Origin of the sequence: Lacticaseibacillus huelsenbergensis, assembly GCF_029726355.1 — a bacterium.
GTDB classification, from domain to species: Bacteria; Bacillota; Bacilli; order Lactobacillales; family Lactobacillaceae; genus Lacticaseibacillus; species Lacticaseibacillus casei.
This window is the reverse complement of record NZ_CP120687.1, coordinates 1,124,113-1,140,503: the sequence shown is the minus strand read 5'-3', so window position 1 is coordinate 1,140,503 and position 16,391 is coordinate 1,124,113. Positions and strand designations below refer to the sequence as shown.

Here is a 16,391-nt window from a genome sequence, read left to right as displayed (position 1 = left end):
GACGTTTTTTCAGAATTGAGGAGGAGAACGAACATGGCTAAGAAGGATTTCAATCAACTAGCACTGACTCAGGCCAAACAATATGGTGGCAAACTGAGTGTAACACCCAAGGTACCGATTGAGACGCGGGATGACTTGAGCATTGCCTATACCCCTGGTGTCGGCGCGGTATCTTCTGCCATTGCCAAGGATTCGTCGCTGGTCTATGATTTGACGACCAAGAAGAACACTGTTGCCGTCGTCAGTGATGGCTCAGCGGTTTTAGGCTTAGGCAATATCGGGGCTGAGGCAGCGATGCCGGTAATGGAAGGTAAGGCGGCGTTATTTAAGCGTTTTGCTAAAGTGGATGCGGTGCCGATTGTGTTAGATACGCAGGATACCGAAGAAATTATTGCGGCCGTCAAAGCCATTGCGCCGACTTTTGGCGGGATTAATCTGGAGGACATCAGTGCACCCCGATGTTTTGAGATTGAAGCCCGCTTGATTGATGAACTCAATATTCCGGTTTTTCATGATGATCAGCATGGGACCGCCATTGTGGTGCTTGCCGCGCTATACAATGCGCTGAAAGTTGCTGGTAAAAGCATTGGCGATATCAGAGTCGTTGTTAACGGTGGCGGCTCTGCCGGATTATCCGTTGCGCGTCGCTTCCTGGCCGCTGGCGTTAAGCACATGATGGTCGTTGATAAGGTCGGTATTTTGGCGGAAAAGAATGCCGATCAATTGCCACCACATCATGCGGCTATTGCCAAAATTACGAATCGGGAAAATCGTACCGGTACTTTGGAAGATGCCTTAAAAGGTGCTGATGTCTTCGTTGGTGTATCGGCACCGCATGTTTTGAAACCAGAATGGATCAAAACGATGGCTGATAAACCGATTATTTTTGCAATGGCTAATCCAGAGCCGGAAATTTTCCCGGATCAGGCCTTGGCCGGTGGTGCCTATATTGTAGGGACAGGGCGTAGTGATTTTGCGAATCAAATCAACAACGTGCTGGCATTTCCGGGCATTTTCCGCGGGGCCTTGGATGCTAGGGCACGTAAAATTACGATTGAGATGCAGATTGCGGCAGCTAAAGGGATTGCGAGTTTAATCCCAGACACTGAATTGTCGACAACGAATATTATTCCTAATGCGTTTGACGGGGATGTTGCCGAAGTCGTGGCCGAAAGTGTGCGGCATGCGGCTAAGGCAACGGTTGAGGGATAGAGGTTTTGTTGTGAACCTTCTGACAGGGTTGGTGTTGTAGACTGTCAGGAGGTTTTTGAATAAATTCGGAATTAATAAAGTCATGCATCGTATCATCTGTTAATCTCATCTTTACATGCACAGGTCGGTTTATTAAAAAGCAAAACCTCTATTTGACACAACCCCATCAAAGTCAGACAATAACACTGCGTTATCAAAAACACAGTCTGGTTGGTAGTCCAGACGCGGCTTAGGTCGTCAGTATCCTTCCTCCTTGGATGTCCGGATTGCGTGAAAAACTTAAAGGAGGTGTTAGTTTGACGAATCAAGGCAAGCTAACAGTTTATTTTGAACAGCCCTTTTATCGGGGGCTATTCGAACAAGTAGTGGGGGACACGTATCGTGTTGCCAAGGTCACATTTGGTACGCAGGCTCCGACAACGAATGAGTTGTTGTGTTTGATTCAACAACGATGGAGCAGCTTGCACTGGGTAGCGGCCCAAGAAAGCGTTCTTTCTGAAGTGCCACTGACGATGAACCCGAAGAGGCGCAGTCGGCAAGCACGAAAAGAGGTTCGGAACTCCAGAAAAGGCCGAGCATCAACACTTTTGAAGTTAGAGCACAAACAGAACTTGCGGTTGAAAAAGCAACGACGAAAGCGGTTAAAAGATCAGCATGCTCGTGAAGTTCGTTTGAAGAAACAGACCAAACGTTTGGAGAAGCATCGCGGTCATTGACTGTTGACGCTTAATCAAATCCGGATTCTACGTAAAGTTGTCTTATTTACGTAGAATTTTTATTATTAACGCTGGCCAAAAAATCAGTATGGGAAGCAGAAAAGTTGGTAAAAAAGATTGTTAATCATTTAACCGTTACTAATCGTCAGCAGTTTAGAAAATGGCTAGCGACTCATTATCAAGATGCGACTGAATGTTGGGTGGATGTTAAACGTGGTGTGCCCAAACCGGATGGCACATTTTGGTATGTTGATGCTGTTGAAGAAGCTATGTGTTTTGGATGGATTGATAGTACATACAAAAAATTGGCTCCGGATCAACCGGCTTCACAAAGATTTGTTCCTAGACAAACTGGGAGTATTTGGTCGGAGCTAAATAAAGAGCGATGTCGGCGCATGATCCATTTGGGGCGGATGACGCCAGCTGGGTATGCAATGTTGCCAAATATGGATCCCAATAGTTTTAAAATCGATGCTAGCATTGTTCGTGCTCTTAAGAGGCGGCCTGGTGCGTGGGCTTATTTTCAATCATGTCCGGCACTATATCAACGTGTCAGATGTGACACCATTCAAATTAAACGCAATCAGCCAAAGCTGTTTCGCCAACGGTTGACTAAGTTTGCCAATGCGTGTCAGGCACATCGAATGATCGGTCAGTGGAATGATGGGGGAAGATTGCCTGTGTCCGATGTTTGACCATGAAATTTATGGTAATTTTTAAAACATTGGTATACTTTTTACTGCCTTTGTCAGACTACCTGACACCAAACGTTGACGCGCGTTGTGACACGCATATACTGATAACGTAAATATTGGTATATGAAAGGGAGTTCACAATGCGTATCGAGGAAGATTGTATTGGCAAGTTGGCAGTAGACGAGGATGTCTTGTACGGGATCCACACCACCCGCGCACTGGCGAATTTTCCGATTAGTCATGAACGGACCGATCCGTTACTTTTCAAGAGTTTGATTATCATCAAAAAGGCCGCGGCGCAAGTCAATGCTGCGGCTGGGACGCTGACGGCGCCGAAAGCTAAGGCAATTATTGCGGCGTGCAATAGTCTGCTGATGGGGGAACACAACGATGCGTTGGTTGCCCCGGCTATTCAGGGGAGCGCAGGGACATCGGTGAATATGAATGTGAACGAGGTCATTGCCAATCTGGCGAGCCGTCACACGACCGAACGGGTGCATCCTAATGATGACGTCAATCAGTGCCAGTCGACGAACGACACTTATCCGACAGCCGGGAAAATGGCGGCTTTGCAAGCACTGCCACCGTTGCAACAGGCTTTGACATTTTTAGTGAAATCATTGCTAGTTAAAGCTGATGAATTTGCTGATGTTGTCAAAGTTGGGCGTACTCAGTTGCAAGATGCGGTTCCGACAACATTTGGTCATACCTTCCAGGCATATGCGCATTTGTTTCAGCGCGATCAGGTGCGATTGACGCGAGCAGCTGATGATTTGCGGGTTGTCAACTTAGGCGGAACTGCGATAGGTACCGGCTTAAATGCTTCGCCGTATTACCGGGAACACATTGTTCGGCAAGTCAATCGTTTGATTACTTTAAATCTTGAGCAAGCGGAAGACTTGGTTGATGCAACGCAGAATTGCGATGTTTTGGTTGCTTTTTCCGGTGCGATGAAAGGCTTGGCGACTGATTTGTCGAAGTTTGCCAACGATTTGCGCTTATTGAGCAGTGGTCCCCAGGCTGCGTTGAACGAGCTCCATCTGCCAGCTAAGCAGGCGGGATCCTCGATTATGCCAGGGAAGGTTAATCCGGTGATTCCTGAAGTGGTCAATCAAATCGCTTTTCAGGTCATTGGACAGGACTTAACGATCAGCATGGCTGCCGAGGCAGGACAACTGGAATTGAATGCCTTTGAACCGATTATTTTCCGCGATTTGTTGCAGGGAGAGCGGTACTTGGCGCGCGGCATCGATACGCTAACCACCAACTGTGTGACTGGCTTAACAGTCAACCAACGGCAGTGCGCTGAAAATGTTGAGCATTCCGCGATTAGTGCCACGATTTTAAGCCCATACTTAGGCTATGAAGCCACCACAAAACTTGTCAAAACCAGTCTTGAAAAGCATGTGGCGATTCCGGAACTGCTTAGACGGCAGCATCAGTTACCTGATACGTTGATTGCCCATCTTTTTTCACCGGCCGTGATGACCAATGAAGAGCCGGTTCAGAAGGAGGCTGCTGGGGAGAAGCGCTGAGGTGGACGGTTCTGGGGGAGCTGGTTGTTCCACATGAAACAGTCGAATCATTATGTTGTGTTTCATGTGGAACTTTATGTGTGAGAATTGGCGTTTCACGTGGAACATGGTTCACTAATGGTCGCGGTTAGTTACCGGACAAATCAAAAAGACGCTTACGGCATTTTTATCGCAAGCGTCTTTTTCATGTCGTCATCGACAATTTCTGGCAAATATTAGCCGGCAACCTTGGTTCTGGTTGGCTGGTGTTCAATAATTGGCATCCATTGCGACACAATGTTTTCCGGACTAAAGTGACTGGCACGTTCTAGGCTTTGATGAGCGTAGTGCTGACGCAGCTCTGGTTGTGCCATCATTTTTTTGAGATTGGCAACAAAGTCAGGAACATCCTGGGCTTTGGTGAGCAGCCCGTATTGATTGTTGCCGAGGTACTCACGTGAGCCGGTGTTTTCCATGGCAACGACCGGAAGTCCAGAGGCCATGGCTTCACCAATAACAAGCGGCATGCCTTCCCAACGTGAGGTTGAAACGAAAATGGAGGCGGCGCGATAGTGATCTCGAAGCGCTTGGTCCTTTAACGGTCCCTGATAAATGAGTTTATCGCTCACATGGAAGTAATCGATCAGATCATAAAAGTTTTTCATGTCTTCATCGGTACCGCCACCGGCAATGGCGATTTTCCAATCGTCAGGTAAAGATGCGGCGGCCTCCAACAGGAAGTCGATACCTTTGTGGGCGATGGCGATGCGGCCGGTGAACGCAATCCGGTGGGCATCGAGGTCCGCCTCACCAGTTGGCACTAAGGTGAGGGGATTGTAGATTTTAACGGTTCGCGGATTGAAGCGTTTGTATGAGTTCAAATCACTTTCGGTCAAGGTCACCAGTGTGTCGACAGCTTGAAGACCACCTTCAAACTCGGCTTGCATCTGGACGTAGTAATCTTCCATGTAAGTAGCATAGTTGTTGTGCATCCAGCCAATCAGATTCACGTCCGGCAAAGCCCGTTTAATCAGCGGTGCAAAACTAGTGGTCAAACCTGCAGGCAAGATGACAGTTTGGAAATGCTGGTCGCGAATCGTAGCGATGAGATCCTCGATTTGATCCTGGTAATGAGTATAAGGATCACTGCCAAAAAAGTTCAGCAACTTGGGATCGGTTGGGCGCCGGGCAATAATCAAAGGCGCGTTCAAGTCAAAATAGGCAGGTGCATCCGCCAAGGTGTAGAAACTGACGTCATACTGTTTAACGAGATCATTACCTAAAACCGTTGAAGCGCGTTTAACGCCATCCATCACGATGTTTTCAAGAACGATCATAACTTTCATAAGTGTTCGCCGCTAACGATCAGCGGCTCCCCCCTTTCTTCTGAGTACGTTACGAACTGACTGCAGCGTCCAGTCGAAGTGGCACGACTACTAAAAATAGTAGCGGGGTCAGAACAGCTTTTTAAAGGATATTCAAAACTGTTTATATTATCATACGCGCTTTTTATTAGTAAGCGCAAGTTTTTTCGCTGCAAGGTTGATACATCAGGGGTTAGCGCAAGGTGTGCTCGTCGAAAAAGGGGGACCATGAGAGTTGCATTAATCGTTCGTGTTTTGTTTCACGTGAAAATCGGCGCAACATTAAGGAAGCGCTTAAGCAATGCATAACTTATTTTGTGAAGTGAGGGGCTTTGTCGATTGCTTTTGAACGGAAACAGGTAAAATATGCCGTCTAGAGCGTGTTGGAAACAATCACAATGATGCAGCTACAAATGTCGAAACAGCTGACGGGATTGTTTTGATCAAATTCTTTGAAAAGTTGGCATGTTTTGATTGGTTTCACGTGGAACAAGTGAAAAGATTCATGAGATTAACGATGTTTCACGTGAAACCTGCGAGACGTGTAAGCGACAAGTTGACCGCGAAGCTTCTGCAGAGGCAAGATTAAAGGCCGCACATCGACAGTCATTTTGCCGAAGATCATTTGTTCGTAAGCGTCGGTTAGTGTGGACATATTAGTTTGTTCACCCAAACGTCTATCAATTATTTTGGCATACGCACTTAAGGTTTGGCTGACAGGACGATGTTGAATTCGCCGCAAGCTCCAGAGCAATAGCCGATAGCGGCGCGGGAAGTTGGTTGCCGTAAGTCCAATGCCAATGAGCCAGGCGACAAGCGCCGGGAGTTGCCAGAATGCAAGTGCAGTCAGCAACAAAATGACGATAAGGAGCAAGATGCCGAGCCAGGTGACGTTGCTGAGAGACGATCGAGAATGCGTTTTCGTTGCGGATGGCGAACCAGTTGATGGTGTACGCGATATAGAGGCGGACGAGCTCATGCTTGATGATGACGGCATGCTATTAGCGACGCTGTTGTTAGCGGATGAGGAGGGAATATTTTCTTCTGGCGTTGCGGGATCATTAAAGCCGGGCGTCGGCTCGAATGGCAGCCAACCTAAATGGTTGAAGAAAACTTCGGGCCATGAGTGAGCGTTGCTGTTACGGATCACATACTGTTTGTGTTGGCCTGATCCGCCAATAAAAGTTCCGGTATTAAATCCCTTGGCCCATCGAGCAGGCAAGCCGATGCTGCGACATAGCACGACCATTGCCGAGGAGAAATTATCACAGTAGCCGATTGGGGAATCAAAAAGAAAGTAATCGACATAATCGTGACCGGGTGGTGTCCGCTGCGCATCGGTTTTGGAGTAAGTGAAGCGAGGGTCGGATTTGAGATAGTTTTGGATCGCGAGCACTTTTTCATAAGGCGTCGGTGCTTTAGCCGTGATTTTTTCGGCCAGTTGCTTCACACGTTTCGGCAGAGTTGATGGTAATTGTAGGTAGCGGCTGCCAACTTGCTGGCGACTGCTGGTTGCAGCGGTTAATTGTGCGGCCGTGATTTGTTTTGCCTGCACCTGAATGTCTAAGCGTTGAAAAGGAGCTTGATTTGTCGTGCTGACGCGGCGGGTGGCAGCATTGAGCAGGAAGTCAGTCGTGGGATCGGGTTGACCGCCTGTGAACGTCAGTTGCCCATAAGGAAGCGGTAAAAATGATTTGCTGCCGTTGAAGGTCAAGGTTGTACTTTGGGCAGGACCATAGTCAACCGAAGCATTTGGATCGCGCATGATGGCGCCATCCAGCGGCACGGTCTGACTTTGATCGACGCCAGGTTGCCAACCGGTGCCGGTGTATGCAGCATCAACCGCCACGCGATAGTAACTGGCTTCGGCGCTGGTAGCCGTAAAAACGGGCGTGGGATCGTCATAAACCGGACCGCCTAACACGCGACTGTTTTCCGTATAGCCGGTTCGGCCGGGGCCGTTGACGTAAGTTTGAATGCCTGCGTAGAAGCCTCGCTGATTTAAACGGTCACGAAATGGAACGGACATGTTGGCTAATTGTTCATTCAAGGGGGTTGCTGAAGACAGCCATGCCAAGCCGAGCGTGACCCCGCTGATAAGTGTGCAGCCAATTAAAAGCGGCCACCAATGATTGCCATAAAGATGCAGCATCGCCATCAAGCCAGTGAGTACCGCGAGTTGAATGAATTGTGCCGTGAGATCATTGCCGTTAAAAATATGAACGGCTAGTAAATAGCTGAGCACAATCGCAATGGCGCCGGGATAAAACCGGACGACAACTGTTAAAAGCAGGAGAAATGCTACTAAAGTAATAATCAGCGTCATGCTGAGCACAGTTGGCACATCGACACCGCCGACACGTAAAAACTTTGAGGTCGCCGCGGAAAAAGTCTGTAGATAGGCGGAAAACCAAGAGATGCCAAATGGCTGTTTTAACGGCACAATGGCCCAAAGCCCGCCGATCATGGCAGCGACTGTCATAGCACCCCACAAAGGCCACCATCGCGGCCAGAACGTGGCGACATAAAGGATAAGGCTAATGCCGATGACATAAACCACCAGTGCACGCGGGTGGCCGATCGGATTGATGTCGGCAAATGGCTCCAAAAAAAGAAATAGGAGCCACCATGTCAATAAAACCATGATGAGTCGCTGCAACCACTTAGGCATGCTCGTCACCTCCTGACAAGGAAATCAAAGTGGCAGCAGCAGGCGAGAGTGCTTGCAAAAACGGTGTTGCTGTAGCTGAATCCGCCGTCAGCACGAGATAGGCGCGATGATGTTGTGGTGATGCCAAGTCGACTAAAGCCGCGGGATTAGCGACGCCTTCAGGATGAAAACCCGCTAGTAGCGCATCTTGTTGGCCGCGGGGAATACGGGTTAGCCGCTGATCCAGCAAGTAGCCGTCACCACTGAAAATGCCGGTATCCAGCAAACTCGCAAAAAGAGTCAAGGCTGATTCAAGAGGCAGCGAAGGCGTTACAACCAGCAACAGCGTCCAAGCGGTTTGGCCTTCATACTCATCATCATGAACAATCAGTGAATCTGCATGGGCGCTAATTTTCCACGCGATTTGTTGGATATTATCACCCGGGAAATATTCGCGGAAATTTTTAATCCGGTCGCTAGGTAGGCCAGCGTCGGATGCCGCCATTTTTTGTGAAAAATCCGTGGCAATTTTGGCAGCAGTCTCGGGCTGGCGAACCGGTCCAACTGTTATCGGGGTTGTGAGTTGCATGGGAAGGGTTTTGCGGAACCACCCGAAAAAGTCGGTGACAGTCACGGTGAACGGCAGCTGATCATAAACGCCCCGTGGTAACTGCAAGGTAACTTTGGCGGTGCGTTGACCAACCGGCAGATGCCAGGTGCTGGTTTTGGCAGCATCTAGTAAAAATAAGTTGGGCAGCCATCTGCCTTTTGTTAGCGTCAAATGGCGCATGGTCGGGCGCTCGGCGATCATTGTTGTCTGATTAGGCGTGAAGCGCAGATGTCCACGCATCGGCCAAAGTAGTGGCAGTGCGAGCAGCAGGAGGAGCATCAAGGCAAATTCACTCACAAACCAGCTGGTCGGTGAGTTAAACGTCATTCCGAAACCGACGAGCAGGCTGAGCAAGACGACAAGTGCACTATTTATATAAAAATTGCGCCAATGCATGTGGTATCACCCCCGGACTGGTGCGGTGATGCGTTGCAGAATGTCAGTTAGAATCTCAGTTGACGAAGAAGTTGGATCTTTCATGATCAAGCGGTGACCAAAGACAGGGATTGTTAATGTCTGAATATCTTCAGGGGTCACATAACTGCGGCCGTTGAGCATAGCGAAGGCTTTCGCGGCACTTACCAGCGCAATGCCGCCACGCGGGCTAATGCCTAAACGAATCCGTTGGTCTGTCCGGGTCGCTTCGACAAGCGCAAGAACATAATTGGCAATCGCATCGGTCACGGTGATGGTTGTGACAAGCTTTTTGCTCGCTGCTAAAGTGGCGGGATCAAGTCGTGGTTTCAAGGCGGCAATCATAGTTTGCCGGTCCGGGCTTAGAAGTAAACTTTTTTCAGCAGCGGCATCGGGATAGCCAAGCGACAGTCGCAACATAAACCGATCCAGCTGCGCTTCAGGCAAGGGATAGGTTCCCGCATAGTCAGTCGGGTTTTCCGTGGCCATGACAAAGAAATCAGGCGACAATGGGTAAGTGTGTCCGTCGGTGGTGACGCGGCGTTCACCCATCGCTTCCAATAAAGCCGCCTGAGTGCGTGGGGTAGCGCGATTGATTTCGTCAGCCAGTAAGATGCTGGTAAAAATCGGACCGCGCTGAAATTCAAATGCATTCGTAGCGCGGTTGAAAATGGACGTCCCGAGAACATCGCTAGGCAACATATCCGGCGTGAATTGGATCCGGGAAAAAGGCATTGCCAGCGTTTTGGCGATCGCCTGTACTAAGGTAGTCTTGCCGACGCCGGGAATATCTTCAAATAAGACGTGGCCGTTGGCTAATAAAGCCGTAAAGGCCAGCTTGATCGGCATCGGCTTGCCAACCACAATGGTCGCGACTTGTTGCTGCGCTGCCGAAAAGATTGATTGCGCTTCATTGATTTCCATCGTGATCCCCTCCATGCCGCCATTATTCAGGAAAAAGCACCAAACAGCAAGTTTCCTGCCGTGTTGTAAAAAAATATGAATATATCGGTTGCAGACCGGGCGCCGATTGGTACGCGGTTGACGAGCAGATGTACTGCGGGCTTCATTTTGGCACCGGAATCTTCTCAATGGCGACACATTTTTGCTTGCGGTATACTGTGACCATAGCCGGTAACCATCCAATGAGTGGGGGCAAGCAAATGAAAGAACGACTGAAGTATCACCTGAATGTGATTGGACATTATCTATTAATCGGTTGGCTGATTTTCATCGTGATGACGATCTTGGTGGGCCTGTTAAGTTATATCGTCATGAAGTCAAATCCGCATTTTGTCCGCGGCCTCATGACCGGGTTGTCCGCTAAGTTTCCTGGAGCGACTGATAATTGGCACGCTTTCTGGGCGATTTTGCTGAACAATGAGCGGGTCACCTTCACGATGATGTTAGTGGGCATGATCCCAATTCCATTCTTATATTGGATTTCGTACGTGGTCACGTGTGCTTCGGTCGGTCTGGTTCTTGGTATCTATGCGGCCAAACTCGGTATCAGCGGTGCTTTTGGTGCGTTTGTGCTGGGCATTTTGCCACATGGGATCTTTGAAATGAGTGCGATGATCGTCGCTGTGGCGCTGGCGGCGCAGGTCAACAAGGCGTTACGCCAATCGATCAAACGATTCTTTGCCAATCCCCACTATGAAAAGTCGCCGCTGGATGCCAAAGCCATTGCGGTACAGTATTTCGCCATCGTGGTACCAGCGATTGCTTTTGCGGCAATTATCGAAGGCTTCATTACGCCGGTGCTTTTACGGTTGATCGTACATTGACCTGCTTGCGGTTGACACTTGTTTAAGCAAGAAAAAGATGAGCCATAATTCTATAAGAGAATTAACAGCTTAATAAATTCCAAATGATTCAGAAAAGGTTCTGGCAATAGGTTCCATGCCGTGCCAAACTCCGCAATCTCCGGCCAGATGGGGCTGGAACGTGGTGGGCACGACTTTGAGCCTCTGCAAAGCCCGCAGAGTCTCAAAGCTCGGCCTCATTGTAAGCGGTAAACCGCCAACAATGATTTCACCACTGAGCCCCATCTGGCCTACGATTGCTCCGCTTTGGCACTAATATCTCGACATTTCTAACGAATTATTCTTGGAGAACAAAGAACGAACATACAGTTACTGCTAAAGTATGTTCGTTTTTATATTGCCATAGTGAACTATGCCCCAACTACTTGTTTTACGGAGAACCAACTTGACCAACAAAATGTTTCTCGTGAAACATTATGACCATTCTGAGCGTAGCAACGAGTATGTATTCACATCGAAGAATCCGCCGCGAGGGTTAGGGTCTTCTTGGCGCAGGATGCCGTCCAGGTGGAAGCCGGCTTTTTCGGCGACGTGGTTGCTGGCGTCATTGGTGACAGCGGCGTTGATAATCAGTTTGTTCAGGTGATAGTCGTGGAAGGCGATGTCTGCAATGGCCTTGACGGATTTGTGCATCACACCTTTACCACGTGCCGGTGTGGTTAACCAGTACCCGATATCGGCTTTGTGGTGGACGAGTTGGTCAATGGTGTTTAGGGTGATCAGACCAACAGGGGCGTCGGCTTGATGAATGACCAAGGTTAATGACTTTTGCTCGCCGAAGGACTTTAGCTCGGTTGTTAAAAAGTTGATCTCGTCGTCAGCGGTGAGCGTCGCGTCCACCCAAGTCAGATAGGCTGATAAGGTCTCACGGCTGGTTTCGATCTGTTCAAATAAAAGCGGGCCGTCAATTTCCGGGCGGGGCAGTGCGAGTTTAAGATCGTAGTCAATTAAGTAGCTAAACATCATTTCATCCCATTTTCTTTTTAGTTTCTCTAAGTATAAAACAATCTTGCATTCGGCGCGCGTAGACAAGCTCTCATAAAATCGGTAGACTTGTTACCTGTGAATGTTGCCGGTGCGAACTGGTTTGCCCACAGCTCGTGATGGCTGCTTCACATTGAATGGTTTAGCGTTGCATTAGGATTCGAATGAGAAAGATGGTGTTTTTATGAGACGGGTTTGGAAGTGGTGCGTCGCCGGGGTAGCAGCGTTGGTATTGGCGATTGGCTTGACCATGCCGGTATCAACGCAGGCGGCGAAAAAAACATATGTGATCGGTACGGATGTCACCTATGCACCGTTTGAGTTTGCAGACAAGAACAACCGCTACGTCGGGATCGATATTGATCTCATGCAAGCAGTGGCCAAGGCAGAAGGCTTCAAAGTGGATATCAAGCCGCTGGGATTTAATGCCGCGGTGCAGGCACTTGAAGCTCACCAGATTGACGGGGTCATCGCCGGCATGCAGATTACGCCGGAGCGCAAGCAGAAGTTTGCCATGAGCGATCCTTATTACAAAACCGCGGTGGCGATGGCCGTTGCGAAAAATAGCGGCGTCAAAAGTCTTAAGGATCTGCGGGGCAAGCGGGTGGCTTTAAAGACCGGGACAGCCGCGGCAGATTTTGCGATGAGCCTAAAAGACAAGTATGGTTTTCATACCGTAACCTTCGATGATTCCAATAATATGTACCAGGACGTGATTACGGGGAACTCGGTCGCTTGTTTTGATGATAAGCCGGTGCTGCAATATGCCATTGCAACCGGCCTGAAGCTGAAGCTTGCCGGTCCCGAAAGCAAGGCGAGCTATTATGGCTTTGCCACGCAAAAAGGGCGCAGCGACCAGTTGGATCAGCGGTTCAATGCCGGACTGAAAAAAGTGAAGGCTGACGGCACCTATGCCAAAATTGTCGCGAAATACTTAGGCAACGGAACACAAGCGGCCCAAAAGGAAACCAGCGCCAAAACCCAAGATACGGATCGCAGTTTTCTTGGCCTGTTACGGGAAAACTGGGGAACCTTAATGAATGGGCTGCGGGAAACGATGGTCGTGACCCTAGTGGCCATCATCTTTGCAACGATTGTCGGGATTCTGATCGGACTTCTGGGCGTTTTACCGAATCGCTTCGCCCGGGGAGTTGCTACGACGTTTATTTATATTTTCCGCGGCTTGCCACTACTGGTGTTGGCATTGTTCATTTACACAGGCATACCGAGTTTGATCGGTTCTAAAATTCCGGCATTCGTTGCCGGGATCATTACGCTGACATTAAATGAAGGGGCGTACACGGCGGCCTTCGTGAAGGGCGGCATCCAGGCAGTCGATGCTGGTCAAATGGAAGCGGCGCGTAGTTTAGGACTTCCGTTTGGCAAAGCCATGCGGAAAGTGATTCTGCCGCAAGGAATTAGAATTATGGTACCGAGTTTCATTAATCAGTTCATTATCACGTTAAAAGACACCTCGATTCTGTCGATTATCGGTATCTTGGAACTGACCCAAACCGGGAAAATCATCATTGCGCGTAACATGGAAGGGTTCAAAATCTGGACCATGGTCGCGCTCATTTACTTGATTATTATCACACTCCTGACCTGGCTCAGTAACTGGGTCCAACGGCGCATGAAGGTCTAGTCCGCTTGCGTAAAATAATGTGACAAATGTCAGAAAAGCTAACATCAACGCTGGACAGTCGCTATTCCATTCCGCTAGCATAAACAGTAGATTTAAAATCGACCAAAATGCGAGGAGATGAGCTGCGCTTAGCCGCGTACTTGAACGAAGACGTGGTTGAATCAGACCCGTGTCGATCAGACAAGACGCGGGCTTAGCGCACAACCAGTTGATCATCAACTGGCGCATGCAATAACGGCCTAATGGGCTTGTAATCATTAGAAAGCGTGGTGTTTAGGTTGAAGCGAAAGTGGCTGCTAAGTTTGCTGATCGCCTTGCCTTTAATGCTTGGGGCATTACTCCCCGGCAAGACGGTGGCGGCAGCACAGAAGACGTATACGATAGGGACGGATGTGACCTTTGCACCGTTTGAGTTTGCGAACCAGGATAATAAGTATGTGGGGATTGACCTTGATCTCATCAAGGCAATTGCCAAGGAAGAAGGTTTCAAGGTCGATGTCAAGCCGTTGGGATTCAACGCAGCGGTTCAGGCACTTGAAGCCAAGCAAATTGATGGCGTGATTGCCGGTATGTCAATCACCCCAGAACGAAAACAGAAGTTTCTGATGAGCGATCCGTATTATAAGTCCGGCGTTGTGATGGCCGTGGCGAAGAAAAGTACGATCAAGTCATTGAAGGATTTACGCGGCAAGCGGGTTGCTATCAAAACCGGTACGGACTCGGCGGATTATGCCAACAGCGTCAAGCAAAAGTACGGCTTTACAACAGTTACTTTTGATGACTCCAATAACATGTATCAAGATGTGACGACCGGTAACTCGGCGGCCTGTTTTGAAGATCAGCCGGTCATGCAATATGGTATTAATAATGGCATGGCGCTAAAGATTGTCGGTAAACCGGCGCGTGAAGGTGCTTATGGTTTTGCGACTTCTAAGAACAATCAGGCATTGATGACCAAGTTCAATGCCGGTCTTAAGAAACTGCGGGCCAATGGTCAATACGATAAGATCATCGAACGTTACTTGGGCAACGGCAGTGCAAAGTCACAAAAAACTGCTGCCGGTAACAGTCAGACGACTGACCGCTCGTTCATCGGGTTGTTGAAGGCCAACTGGTCAACTTTGATGGGTGGTTTGCGCGAGACCATGGTACTGACGATTGTCGCGATCTTCTTTGCAACATTGGTCGGGATTCTGGTCGGACTTTTAGGGGTTATTCCAAATAAGTTATGTCAAGGCACAGCAACAACATTTATTTACATTTTCCGTGGCTTACCACTAATGGTGCTGGCCTTGTTCATCTACACTGGGGTACCGAGCCTGATCGGGTCAAAAGTCCCGGCATTCATCGCCGGCATCGTGACGTTGACGCTTAATGAAGGGGCCTACACAGCGGCCTTCGTTAAAGGTGGCATCCAAGCGGTTGATCCCGGGCAAATGGAAGCCGCGCGCAGCTTAGGGCTACCATTTGGGAAAGCCATGCGCAAGGTTATCTTGCCACAGGGCATTAAGATCATGATCCCAAGTTTCATCAACCAGTTTATTATTACCTTGAAGGATACCTCCATCCTGTCGATCATCGGTCTGTTAGAGCTGACCCAAACCGGGAAGATCATCATTGCCCGGAATATGGAAGGCTTTAAGATCTGGACCATGGTAGCACTGATTTACTTAATTATTATTACGCTATTAACCTGGCTAAGTAACTGGGTTCAGAAGAAGGTGAAAGCATGAGTCAGTATCGAGTAGAAATGAAAAATGTCCACAAGAGCTTCGGCGACAACGATGTGGTTAAAGGCGTCAACCTGAATGTCGCCAACAATGAAGTCGTCGTCATGATCGGCGCTTCCGGTGCCGGTAAAAGTACCGTCTTGCGCATGATTAATGGTTTGGAAACCGTCACAAGTGGCGAGATCCTTGTCGACGGCGAAGATATTGCCCATAAAGGCACTGATATCAACAAAGTGCGTGAAAAGATCGGCATGGTGTTCCAGCATTTCAATCTTTTCCCGAACATGTCCGTGATGGGCAACATCACCTTGGCACCGACCGAACTGGGCATTGTCAGCAAAGACGAAGCTGTCAAGCAGGCCAAGGAAATGCTTGAAGTGGTTGGGCTGACAGACAAGGCCGATGCGATGCCGGCGCAGCTTTCCGGCGGGCAGCAGCAGCGTGTCGCGATTGCGCGGGCGTTGGCCATGCATCCGGATATCATGTTGTTTGACGAACCAACCAGTGCGTTGGATCCGGAAATGGTCGGTGACGTTCTGGGTGTCATGCGGCGGCTTGCCAAGCAAGGGATGACCATGGTGATCGTGACTCACGAAATGGGCTTCGCCAAGGAAGTTGCCGATCGGGTGGTCTTCTTTGATAACGGCACCATCCTTGAACAAGGCAAGCCTGAAGATATCTTTGAGCATCCAAAAGAAGAGCGAACCAAGAACTTCTTGAATAAGGTCTTGAATGCTTAAAAGTCAGTGTTATGGCAAGGCTTTGCCGGTGACACGACAAAAACGGTTCAGTGAGACAAGCTTGTCTCTTCTGAACCGTTTTTTGTTTGGCAATTTTTGAGGATTTCCCGGGAAATAATGTGCTCGCTAGACTAGCTTACAGAATCGCAGCGTAACGCTTCTCTAAGAAGGTTTCACCGCGCCAACAAAATATAAAACACTGATGGAATGTGCCACAGATGTGCCGCTCTTAACGTACAAATTCAAGAATTATATCCGCAAATGCCTAATCTGAGTACTCATATCGGAACC

At 48.9% G+C, this 16,391-nt stretch carries 13 protein-coding genes; 8 read left to right on the top strand and 5 right to left on the bottom strand.

The features are described 5' to 3' along the window. Positions 1-33 precede the first annotated feature (33 nt). The 4 genes from LHUE1_RS05110 (at position 34) to LHUE1_RS05095 (ending at position 4,158) form a co-directional block, all read left to right on the top strand. Positions 34-1,212 (top strand): NAD(P)-dependent malic enzyme, encoded by a 1,179-nt coding sequence (locus tag LHUE1_RS05110; RefSeq protein WP_049169367.1) that lies wholly within the window; start codon positions 34-36, stop codon positions 1,210-1,212. Between the two features lie 296 nt (positions 1,213-1,508). Next, positions 1,509-1,928 carry a YjdF family protein gene (locus LHUE1_RS05105; RefSeq protein WP_049169368.1) on the top strand — a complete coding sequence of 140 codons (420 nt, stop codon included), beginning with the start codon at positions 1,509-1,511 and terminating at the stop codon, positions 1,926-1,928. A gap of 104 nt (positions 1,929-2,032) precedes the next feature. Beyond that, entirely contained in the window at positions 2,033-2,623 is a 591-nt protein-coding gene (locus LHUE1_RS05100) for a YdeI/OmpD-associated family protein (RefSeq protein ID WP_049169369.1), read from the top strand. A 140-nt stretch (positions 2,624-2,763) separates the two neighbouring features. Beyond that, on the top strand, positions 2,764-4,158 hold the full coding sequence (locus LHUE1_RS05095; RefSeq protein ID WP_277848360.1) for an aspartate ammonia-lyase: 1,395 nt from the start codon (positions 2,764-2,766) through the stop codon (positions 4,156-4,158). A gap of 215 nt (positions 4,159-4,373) precedes the next feature. Here the strand turns inward: LHUE1_RS05095 and LHUE1_RS05090 are convergent, their stop codons facing one another. From LHUE1_RS05090 to LHUE1_RS05075, 4 genes are all read right to left on the bottom strand, one after another. After that, positions 4,374-5,483, bottom strand: coding sequence for a glycosyltransferase family 4 protein (locus LHUE1_RS05090; RefSeq protein WP_049169370.1), 1,110 nt, complete (start codon positions 5,481-5,483; stop codon positions 4,374-4,376). Between the two features lie 529 nt (positions 5,484-6,012). Next, entirely contained in the window at positions 6,013-8,172 is a 2,160-nt protein-coding gene (locus tag LHUE1_RS05085; RefSeq protein ID WP_049169371.1) for a transglutaminase family protein, read from the bottom strand. Further along, positions 8,165-9,157: a DUF58 domain-containing protein gene (locus LHUE1_RS05080; RefSeq protein ID WP_217774459.1), complete on the bottom strand. Its 993-nt coding sequence runs from the start codon at positions 9,155-9,157 to the stop codon at positions 8,165-8,167. The genes LHUE1_RS05085 and LHUE1_RS05080 overlap by 8 nt, the downstream gene beginning before the upstream one ends. Positions 9,158-9,163: 6 nt before the next feature. After that, positions 9,164-10,099, bottom strand: a complete 936-nt coding sequence (locus LHUE1_RS05075) for an AAA family ATPase (RefSeq protein WP_049169373.1) — start codon at positions 10,097-10,099, stop codon at positions 9,164-9,166. A 239-nt stretch (positions 10,100-10,338) separates the two neighbouring features. Between LHUE1_RS05075 and LHUE1_RS05070 the strand changes: the two genes are divergently transcribed. Next, positions 10,339-10,962 carry a stage II sporulation protein M gene (locus LHUE1_RS05070; RefSeq protein WP_049169374.1) on the top strand — a complete coding sequence of 208 codons (624 nt, stop codon included), beginning with the start codon at positions 10,339-10,341 and terminating at the stop codon, positions 10,960-10,962. A 453-nt stretch (positions 10,963-11,415) separates the two neighbouring features. On the opposite strand, the gene LHUE1_RS05065 is transcribed toward LHUE1_RS05070, so the two are convergent. Further along, complete coding sequence (locus tag LHUE1_RS05065; protein ID WP_010490427.1) at positions 11,416-11,964, bottom strand: GNAT family N-acetyltransferase; 549 nt, start codon at positions 11,962-11,964, stop codon at positions 11,416-11,418. Positions 11,965-12,169: 205 nt separating this feature from the next. Here LHUE1_RS05065 and LHUE1_RS05060 point away from each other — a divergent pair, with 205 nt between their 5' ends. The 3 genes from LHUE1_RS05060 to LHUE1_RS05050 all read left to right on the top strand — a co-directional run bounded on the left by LHUE1_RS05060 (position 12,170) and on the right by LHUE1_RS05050 (position 16,100). Beyond that, positions 12,170-13,630, top strand: a complete 1,461-nt coding sequence (locus LHUE1_RS05060) for an amino acid ABC transporter substrate-binding protein/permease (protein WP_049169375.1) — start codon at positions 12,170-12,172, stop codon at positions 13,628-13,630. 323 nt (positions 13,631-13,953) lie between these two features. Then, positions 13,954-15,363: an amino acid ABC transporter substrate-binding protein/permease gene (locus tag LHUE1_RS05055; protein WP_191978400.1), complete on the top strand. Its 1,410-nt coding sequence runs from the start codon at positions 13,954-13,956 to the stop codon at positions 15,361-15,363. Further along, positions 15,360-16,100, top strand: coding sequence for an amino acid ABC transporter ATP-binding protein (locus tag LHUE1_RS05050; RefSeq protein ID WP_049169377.1), 741 nt, complete (start codon positions 15,360-15,362; stop codon positions 16,098-16,100). Before LHUE1_RS05055 ends, LHUE1_RS05050 begins: the two co-directional genes overlap by 4 nt. Positions 16,101-16,391: the final 291 nt, after the last annotated feature.

What these genes read in the sequence shown, in the direction of transcription:
- LHUE1_RS05075 (WP_049169373.1), bottom strand. Translation starts at nt 10,099, where the DNA reads ATGGAAATCAATGAAGCGCAATCAATCTTTTCGGCAGCGCAGCAACAA.
- LHUE1_RS05090 (WP_049169370.1), bottom strand. Translation starts at nt 5,483, where the DNA reads ATGAAAGTTATGATCGTTCTTGAAAACATCGTGATGGATGGCGTTAAA.
- LHUE1_RS05085 (WP_049169371.1), bottom strand. Translation starts at nt 8,172, where the DNA reads ATGCCTAAGTGGTTGCAGCGACTCATCATGGTTTTATTGACATGGTGG.
- LHUE1_RS05070 (WP_049169374.1), top strand. Translation starts at nt 10,339, where the DNA reads ATGAAAGAACGACTGAAGTATCACCTGAATGTGATTGGACATTATCTA.
- LHUE1_RS05095 (WP_277848360.1), top strand. Translation starts at nt 2,764, where the DNA reads ATGCGTATCGAGGAAGATTGTATTGGCAAGTTGGCAGTAGACGAGGAT.
- LHUE1_RS05060 (WP_049169375.1), top strand. Translation starts at nt 12,170, where the DNA reads ATGAGACGGGTTTGGAAGTGGTGCGTCGCCGGGGTAGCAGCGTTGGTA.
- LHUE1_RS05065 (WP_010490427.1), bottom strand. Translation starts at nt 11,964, where the DNA reads ATGTTTAGCTACTTAATTGACTACGATCTTAAACTCGCACTGCCCCGC.
- LHUE1_RS05080 (WP_217774459.1), bottom strand. Translation starts at nt 9,157, where the DNA reads ATGCATTGGCGCAATTTTTATATAAATAGTGCACTTGTCGTCTTGCTC.
- LHUE1_RS05055 (WP_191978400.1), top strand. Translation starts at nt 13,954, where the DNA reads ATGCTTGGGGCATTACTCCCCGGCAAGACGGTGGCGGCAGCACAGAAG.
- LHUE1_RS05050 (WP_049169377.1), top strand. Translation starts at nt 15,360, where the DNA reads ATGAGTCAGTATCGAGTAGAAATGAAAAATGTCCACAAGAGCTTCGGC.
- LHUE1_RS05110 (WP_049169367.1), top strand. Translation starts at nt 34, where the DNA reads ATGGCTAAGAAGGATTTCAATCAACTAGCACTGACTCAGGCCAAACAA.